Below are 7,539 nucleotides of genomic sequence, written 5' to 3'. Positions count from 1 at the left end.
TGTGATCTCTCAGTAGGTTGTTCATCCGGGGTGATCCCGGAACACTGGAGGTGCGACCCATTCAGCACCCCAGGAGCCCCGGATGAACCTGCATAAACATGCCCGTCTTACGCCTCGCGGTCGAGCCCTGCTTGTGGAACGGGTGATCGAGCACGGTCTTCGGGTCGAAGAAGCCGCCCACGCTGCGGGTGTGAGCACTCGAACGGCCTACAAGTGGTTGCGCCGCTTCCGCGAGGAAGGCCCGGGAGGGCTCCAGGACCGTTCGTCGCGCCCGCTTCGCTGCCCCAGTGCCACGCCGGCGCCGGTCGTCGAGCAGGTAGTCGCCCTGCGTCGCCAGCGGCGGACCTATCGCCAGATCTCGCTGGCACTGCCCGTCGGCCGGAGCACGATCGCGCGGCTGATGCGTCGTGCCGGTCTGCATCGACTGGCCGAGCTGGCGCCAGCGCGCCCGGACCACCGCTACGAGTACCCACAGGTGGGTGATCTGTTGCATCTGGACATCAAGAAGCTGGGCCGGTTCTGGCGCCCCGGACATCGCGTCACCGGCGCTCGCCAGGGCACTTCGGATGGCGCCGGTTGGGAGTTCGTCCACCTTGCCATCGACGACCACTCCCGGATCGCCTTCGGTACCGTCGAGAACGACGAACGTGGCACCAGTGCGTGCCGGGCGCTGCTGCAAGCGCTACGGTACTACCGCGGCCTTGGCATCACCTTCGCCCGGGTCATGACCGACAACGGCGCCTGTTACAAGTCCCGGCTGTTCCGCCGGCTCCTGCGCCGACTGGGCCTGCGCCACCTGCGCACGCGCCCCTACACGCCCCGTACCAACGGCAAGGCCGAACGACTGGTCCAGACCACATTGCGCGAGTGGGCTTACGCTCGCTCCTATGACAGCTCAGACCAGCGGCGCCAGGCCCTGCCTCACTGGCTCCATCAGTACAACTGGCATCGACCACATGCCAGCCTCGGCTACCGGCCGCCTATCAGTCGCCTCCAGCGTCCACTGAACAACGTCCTGGGTTTACACACCTAGTCGGTGGCGGGTCCCGGGGTGGCCGGCTGGGCCTGGAGACCGAATCGCCACAGGGCGGTGCGGTCCGTCAGGTGTGCCAGATGGGAATGGCCCAGCGCGAGCGCCGGAGCGGTCTGCATCGCTGTGGCGGTTCGCAGCCGCAGGTGTTCGAGACCGCGCGCCTCGCCGTCGGCGCGGCCCAGCGCCAGCGACCAGTCGTCGCCATCGAGCCGCGTGCCCGAAGCGGTGCGCGTGGCCGCCATCCCGGCCAGCATCAGCTGTTCGACGATGGCGTCGTGCAGCGCGGCGGGCACGTCCACGGCCAGCCCGGTCACCTCCACGAACCCTTGGTCCGCGCGCCAGCGGGACGCCAGCGCCTCGGCCCGCGTCGCGCCCGACGGCCGCGCGGCGTCTCCCGATTGCCAGCGCACGAACTCCGGCCGGTACGCCATCGCCCAGAGCACCAGTCCTGCGCCGCCGGCGGTGGCATCGCGCTGCACGGCGTCGTACCACGGCACCGGCGGGTCGCTGTGCCGCCAGGCCACGGCGCTGCGGCGGATGTCGTCGCCGTAGGCCCGTCGCCAGATGCGTTCCAGCCGGAGCAGCGGCGCCGCGTCGTCGAAGCCCATCGCGATGCCGACCTTGCCCACCGGCTCGTGGAAACGGTTGTCGGGGCCGAAGAACTCCAGGTAGGTCTGGCGGCCACGCAGGAACACGCGGTCGGCGTCGGGCCCCGGCGGCGCGTGATCGGGCAGTCCCGCGTCCAGCGGCCCGAGCGCGCGCCGGAACTGGGCGCTGTCGCGCAGGGCGGCGAAGGTCGGTCCGTCCAGCACCACGTACACGTGGTTGAGTGCGGGCGGCGCCGGCGCGGGGCCGGCGGCGGCGGGGCCCGTCGCCGGCGTGCGGGCGCATCCTCCCAGCGCCAGGCCCACCGCCGCCAGAAGGAGGCATGCCTCGACCAGGCGCGACCGGCGCCAGCCCCGACGCGGAAGCGCGTCGGCACCGCGCATGCCGCCACGCGCTTCGGTGGCGATGGGTCGGCTCATCGGGACTTCCGGTAGCGATCCGCCCAGGACCGGCTCGGCCCGGGGGCCGTCTGCGGGGCCGCGGCCGGGTCCGCCATGTGCCGTGCCGCCAGCAGCCGTTCCAGGCCGCCCAGATCGCCCGCGTCGCCCAGGCCGGCGGCGTGCCAGCGGCCATCGTCGCTGCGGGTGACCGCGATCGCGCCCGGCGCCGCGCTCACCGTGAATCCGCAACGGCGCAGCATGCGTTCGCACCAGGTCCCCGCCACGCCGTCGACCGCCACCCGCACCGGCGGGCCGTCCGCCGCCGGGCTCTCGAAGCGCCCCGAGGCGGGCGAGAACGCCACGTTGTCCTGGTCGAACGCGCGCCCGAGCGCGCCGGAGAGCACGATGTCCTCGGGCGCTCCGTGCACGCACTGCCCGCCGCCGGGCAAGAGCCACAGCCGGTCGGCGGTCTGCAGCGACAGTTCCAGGTCGTGGCTGGACAGCACCACGCCGATGCCGCACGTGCGCGCCACCCGCCGCAGCATCGCCACCATGGTCACCCGGCTGGGCAGGTCGAGGAACGCGGTGATCTCGTCCAGCAGCATCAGCTCCGGCTGCTGCGCCAGCGCGCGGGCGATCAGCGCGCGCTGGCGCTCGCCGTCGCTCAGGCTGTCGAGCGTGCGGGCGGCCAGGTGCGCGCCTTCGACCAGGCGCAGGCTGTCGGCGACCGCCTCGCGGTCCCCCGCGTCGAGCGCGTCGCGCCAGCCGGTGTGCGGGTGCCGGCCCATGGCGACCAGTTCGTGCACGCGCAGCCCGGGGATCTCCGGCCGCTCGGTCAGCACCACCGCGATGCGCCGCGCCAGCTCGCGCGGACGGTGCTCGCGCAGCGGCCGGTCCAGCAGGCGGACCTCGCCCTGCAGCGGCGGATGCAGCCCGGCCAGGGTCCGCAGCAGCGTGGACTTGCCCTGGCCGTTGCGCCCCAGCAGGCAGGCGAAGGTGCCCCGCGCCAGCCCCAGCGCGGGAATGCGCGCCAGTTCGCGGCCGCGATAGCCGATCGCCAGATCCTCGATCCGCAGCAGGCTCATCGCGCCGCTCCGCCCAGGCTGCGCGCGCGCAGCAGCAGCACGATCACCGCCGGTGCGCCGATCAGCGCGAGGATGGCGTTGAGGTGGAGGAAATGCTGCCGCCAGGGCAGGTGCACCGCCAGGTCGGCCGCCAGCGTGAGCAGCCCGCCCAGCGCCAGGGTGGGCAGGATCAGCGCGCCGATGCGCGCGGTGCCGGCCAGGCCGCGCGCCAGGTGCGGCACGATCAGGCCGACGAAGGCCACCGGCCCGCAGAACGCGGTGACCGGCGCGGCCAGGAGGATCGCCGCGCCGAGCACCAGCCGGCGCAGCCGCGCCACGTCGACGCCGAGGCTGCGCGCGTAGGTCTCGCCCAGCAGCAGCGCGGTCAGCGGCTTGGCCAACCAGACGGCCGCGGCGAGCGCGATCAGCAGCGGCGGCAGCAGCGTGGCGAAGTCCTGCCAGATCACCCCGGCGAAGGTGGCGTCGTTCCAGGACGCGAAGATGCGCGTCTGGGTGCGGCTGGTGAAGTGCAGCAGGATGCTGATCAGGCCCTGGGCGAGGAAGCCGAGCATCAGGCCCAGCACCAGCAAGGTCACGGTCTGCACCCGGCGCGCGATCGCGGCCATCGCCAGCGCCACCGCCAGCGTGCCCAGCATCGCCCCTGCAACGATGCCGAGCCCGGCCAGGCCGGTGATCATCGCCAGCGCCGCCGGCCCCACCACCGCGCCAGCGACGATCACCAGGGCGGCGCCGAACTGGCCGCCCGCCATCAGCCCGAGCGACCACGCGTCTGCCAGCGGATTGCGGAACAGGGTCTGCAGCAGCAGCCCGGCCAGGCCCAGCGCGGCGCCGCCGGCCAGCGCCGCGATCGCCCGCGGCAGCCGCAGCTCGCGCAGGATGCGGGCGTCCGGCGCGTCGCCGCCCAGCGCCAGCAGCCCGCGCAGCAGCTGCGCCGGGGTCAGCATCTCCTGGCCCGCCGCCAGGTTGCCGGCGAAGGCCAGCGCGAGCAGCAGCGGCAGGCCCAGCGCCCATGGCCACCGCCGCCGATCCGCTGCGGGATCGGCCTGCACCGCAGCGGTGCTCAACGGAATTCCCCCGGCCGCAGCGGCCGCAGGAACACGAACGGCGCGTCGACAAGGCCGGGATGCAGCGCCTTGACGAAATCCTGCAGCACCCAGTCCGGGCGCACCACGCCGGTCTGGTACCAGTCGTAGGCATTGGCCTGCGGGTCGATGCGCGCGGTGTTGCCGTAGAGCCGGCCGCCACGCCAGGCGCCGAGGCCCTGCAGCAGCGCGAGGCTGCGCGGCGGCGCGGCGTGGATGTCGCCGAGGATCCACACCGCGGCGGTATCGGCGGCCGGCAGCACGGCCTCGGTCGAGACCATCTCCGAGGCGTGCGCGCCGGCCTGCCCGGGGCGCGCCAGCAGGTTGCGGCCGCCCGCATCGGCGAGCAGGCGGCCCTCGGCGCCGCGCACGGTGGCCACCCAGCGGTCGGCGCCGGCCGGATAGGCCCACAGCACCGGCGTCGGCGGCAGCGCCGACGCGGCCCGGCGCAGAGCGGCGACACGCGCCTCGATCCGCCCGAACAGCGCGTCGGCCTGCGCCTGCCGCCCGGCCAGCAGCCCGTACACGCGCAGCCACTCGGCGCGGCCGAGGTAATGCGGCTCGTCCTCGGCGAAGGTCGGCAGCACCGGGATGCCGAGCCGGCGCGCGCGTTCCAGCGCGGCGGCGTGCTCCAGCGAGCCCATGCGCATCAGGAACACGTCCGGCACCTGCCGGACCAGCACGTCGAGGTTGGGCGGCGCATGCCAGTTGTAGCCCACCTGGCCGATCTCGCCCGCCAGCGTGCGGGTGCGGATGGCGCGGTCGTAGGATCCCAGACCGCCGACCGCCACCAGCCTGTCGGCGATGCCCAGCTGGCCGAGGAACGCCTCGTCGGCGCCGGAGTTGGTAGCGATGGTCCGCACCGGCGTGCGGATCACCTGAGCCCCGGCCAGCGCGGCGGGCAGCTGCGGCAGCGGTGCGCCGCGAGGCACCAGCACCACGGTGTCGCGCCGTGGCACCGTGCCCTCGCCGCCGTCGGGCACCGGCCCCGACACGCGGACCACCGTATAGCCCGGGAAGCGATGGATGTCAGCGTGGCGCGCGTGGCGCAGCGGCAGTTGCGTGCCTCCCTCCGGCAGCGCCCCGGCATCCTGCCCAGCTGTGGGCGCGGGTCCACAGCCGGCCAGCGCGAGCGCGCCCAGGAGCGGCAGCCCGGCAAGCCCCGCCAGCTTGCGCATTCCCCCCATCACAGGCCCCCGTACTTGCGCATCCCGCCGCGCCCTTCGTCGTCGTTCTTGGTCAAGGATGTTATATCATCACGTTATCAACTGGGGAGGTGGGCGTGGGTCGTTTCCGGGGCGTGGCGCTGGCGGTGGGGGTGTGTGCGGCAGGGGGATTGCAGGCGGCCGAGGGGCCACTGGCCGCGACCGACCTGGATGCGATCACCGTGTACGGCCGGGTGCTGGGCCGCATCCCCGGCGAGACCGCGACCAAGACCGGGGCGCCGGTGCTCGAGACGCCGTTCGCGGTCAACATCGTCCCGCGCGAGCTGCTGGACCTGCGCAACGTGACCGACATCGGCGCGGCGGTGGAGACCGTCGGCGGGGTGCAGCGCACGATCGGCTTCTCCGGCAACCAGCGCTTCCGCATCCGCGGCTTCCCGGCGATCAGCACGCTGCGCGACGGCATGCGCCAGAGCGTCTCGCAGCCGGAGATCGACCTGCAGGGCATCGACAGCATCGAGGTGCTGAAGGGCCCGGCCTCGGCGCTGTACGGCCGCTTCGAGCCCGGCGGGGTGATCAACTTCGTTTCCAAGCGGCCGCAGGAAAGCTTCGCCAGCGAGGCCACGCTGACCGGCGGCAGCCACGACTACGCGCGCGCCGGCTTCGACCTCACCGGCCCGCTCGGCGACGGCGACACCTGGCTGGGGCGGCTGAACCTGGCGCACGAGGACGCCGGCAGCTTCCGCGACCTGGTCGACAACCGCCAGACCTACGTGGCGCCGGCGCTGGAATGGCGGCCCGACGCCGGCACCAGCCTGCTGCTGCGGCTCGAGTACCTGCGCCGCGACGCGGCGTTCGACCGCGGCCTGGGCAACCACCCGCGCTTCCTGGAGGTGCCGCTGTCGCGCAACTACGGCGAGCCGTTCCACCGCATCGCCAAGCGCCAGCACGCCGCCGGCCTGGAGTTCAACCGCGTGCTCTCCCGCGACTGGCGGCTGCGCGTGGCGGGGTTCTGGTCGGACGTGGACGTGCCGGAAGAGCAGTTCTTCAACTACGGCTTTCCGGCGCTGGACGGCGACACCGTCAACCGCAACCTGGTCGGCTACCGCGAGCGGCAGAAGGACCTGACCCTGCAGGGCGAGCTGTACGGCCGCTTCGCCACCGGCCCGGTGCGCCACCAGCTGCTGGCCGGCGTGGAGCACGGCAGCGACCGCCTGGCCTACCTCGACGGCCGCATCGCCTACGGCCAGCCGGTCGATTTCGACGCGCCGGTGCCGTCCGGCCCGCCGGACGCCTGGGAAGACACCGGCGACAGCCGCTACGAATACGAAACCACCGCGCTGTACCTGCAGGACGAGATGGCCCTCGGCCGCTGGCGCCTGCTGCTGGGCGGGCGCGCCGAGCGCACCGACACGCTGTCGTTCTACACCGGCGGCATCGACCCGGCGATCACCCGCCGCGACTCGCCGTTCTCGCCGCGCGCAGGGCTGAGCTTCCTGGCCACGCCCGACCTGTCGTTCTACGCCAGCTGGGCGCGCTCGTTCCGCAACGAGGCCGACGCCGGCCTGCTGGAACAGGGCATCACCCCCAAGCCCACCCGCGGCGATCAGATCGAGGTGGGGGTGAAGTCGATCCTGCTCGACGGCCGCGCCGAGGCCACCCTGGCGCTGTTCGACCTGCGCAAGACCGACGCGGTGGTGGCCGACCCGGTCGACTGGAACCTGGTGGTGCAGGCGGGCGAACTGCAGTCGAAGGGCATCGAGGCCGAACTGTCGATGCGCCCGGTCGACGCCTGGACACTGGTGGCCTCCTACGCCCATATCGACGCCACCATCCGCGAAGACACCAACGCATTCCTGGTCGGCAACCGCCTGGCCGGCATTCCCCGCACCCAGGCCTCGCTGTGGACCTCGTGGGCGTTCGAGGGCGCGCTGCACGGCCTCACGGTGGGCGGCGGCGTGTTCCATTCCGCGCGCCAGGCCGCCACCACCGCCAACAGCTTCGACCTGCCGGCCTACACCCGCATCGACCTCAACGCGCGCTACGCCTTCGCCGACGGCTACGCCGTGCTGCTCAACCTGGACAACGTCACCGACACCCGCCACTACATCACCGGCGGCTTCTCGCAGATCTACCCGCAGGCGCCGCGCAGCGTGCGGGTGTCGCTGTCCAGGCGCTGGTAGGCGCGGG

Annotated in this window: 6 protein-coding genes; 2 read left to right on the top strand and 4 right to left on the bottom strand. The window is 73.3% G+C overall.

The genetic code is table 11. From position 1 onward, the window contains the following. Positions 1-82: 82 nt before the first annotated feature. Positions 83-1,033, top strand: a complete 951-nt coding sequence (locus tag QFW77_RS01630; RefSeq protein ID WP_280572438.1) for an IS481 family transposase — start codon at positions 83-85, stop codon at positions 1,031-1,033. Here the strand turns inward: QFW77_RS01630 and QFW77_RS01625 are convergent. From QFW77_RS01625 to QFW77_RS01610, 4 genes are read right to left on the bottom strand one after another with little or no spacing between them, the layout of a single operon-like run. Continuing rightward, positions 1,030-2,058 (bottom strand): DUF5829 family protein, encoded by a 1,029-nt coding sequence (locus QFW77_RS01625; RefSeq protein WP_280572436.1) that lies wholly within the window; start codon positions 2,056-2,058, stop codon positions 1,030-1,032. The genes QFW77_RS01630 and QFW77_RS01625 overlap by 4 nt on opposite strands. After that, a complete protein-coding gene (locus QFW77_RS01620) occupies positions 2,055-3,104 on the bottom strand; it encodes an ABC transporter ATP-binding protein (protein WP_280572435.1) in 1,050 nt (349 codons plus the stop codon). Before QFW77_RS01620 ends, QFW77_RS01625 begins: the two co-directional genes overlap by 4 nt. Then, the gene (locus tag QFW77_RS01615; protein ID WP_280572433.1) at positions 3,101-4,168 is read right to left on the bottom strand and encodes a FecCD family ABC transporter permease; all 1,068 of its coding nucleotides are present in this window, start codon (positions 4,166-4,168) and stop codon (positions 3,101-3,103) included. Before QFW77_RS01615 ends, QFW77_RS01620 begins: the two co-directional genes overlap by 4 nt. Beyond that, positions 4,165-5,364 carry an ABC transporter substrate-binding protein gene (locus QFW77_RS01610; protein ID WP_280572431.1) on the bottom strand — a complete coding sequence of 400 codons (1,200 nt, stop codon included), beginning with the start codon at positions 5,362-5,364 and terminating at the stop codon, positions 4,165-4,167. The genes QFW77_RS01615 and QFW77_RS01610 overlap by 4 nt, the downstream gene beginning before the upstream one ends. 104 nt (positions 5,365-5,468) lie before the next feature. Between QFW77_RS01610 and QFW77_RS01605 the strand changes: the two genes are divergently transcribed. Continuing rightward, complete coding sequence (locus QFW77_RS01605; protein ID WP_280572429.1) at positions 5,469-7,532, top strand: TonB-dependent siderophore receptor; 2,064 nt, start codon at positions 5,469-5,471, stop codon at positions 7,530-7,532. Positions 7,533-7,539: the final 7 nt, after the last annotated feature.

Origin of the sequence: Luteimonas endophytica (assembly GCF_029887875.1) — a bacterium.
In the GTDB taxonomy this organism is placed as follows: domain Bacteria; phylum Pseudomonadota; class Gammaproteobacteria; order Xanthomonadales; family Xanthomonadaceae; genus Luteimonas; species Luteimonas endophytica.
The sequence above is the reverse complement of the archived record's forward strand: the minus strand, read 5'-3'. Positions and strand labels throughout refer to the sequence as shown.

Coding starts and splice junctions, on each gene's coding strand:
- QFW77_RS01630 (WP_280572438.1), top strand. CDS start 83: ATGAACCTGCATAAACATGCCCGTCTTACGCCTCGCGGTCGAGCCCTG.
- QFW77_RS01625 (WP_280572436.1), bottom strand. CDS start 2,058: ATGAGCCGACCCATCGCCACCGAAGCGCGTGGCGGCATGCGCGGTGCC.
- QFW77_RS01620 (WP_280572435.1), bottom strand. CDS start 3,104: ATGAGCCTGCTGCGGATCGAGGATCTGGCGATCGGCTATCGCGGCCGC.
- QFW77_RS01610 (WP_280572431.1), bottom strand. CDS start 5,364: ATGCGCAAGCTGGCGGGGCTTGCCGGGCTGCCGCTCCTGGGCGCGCTC.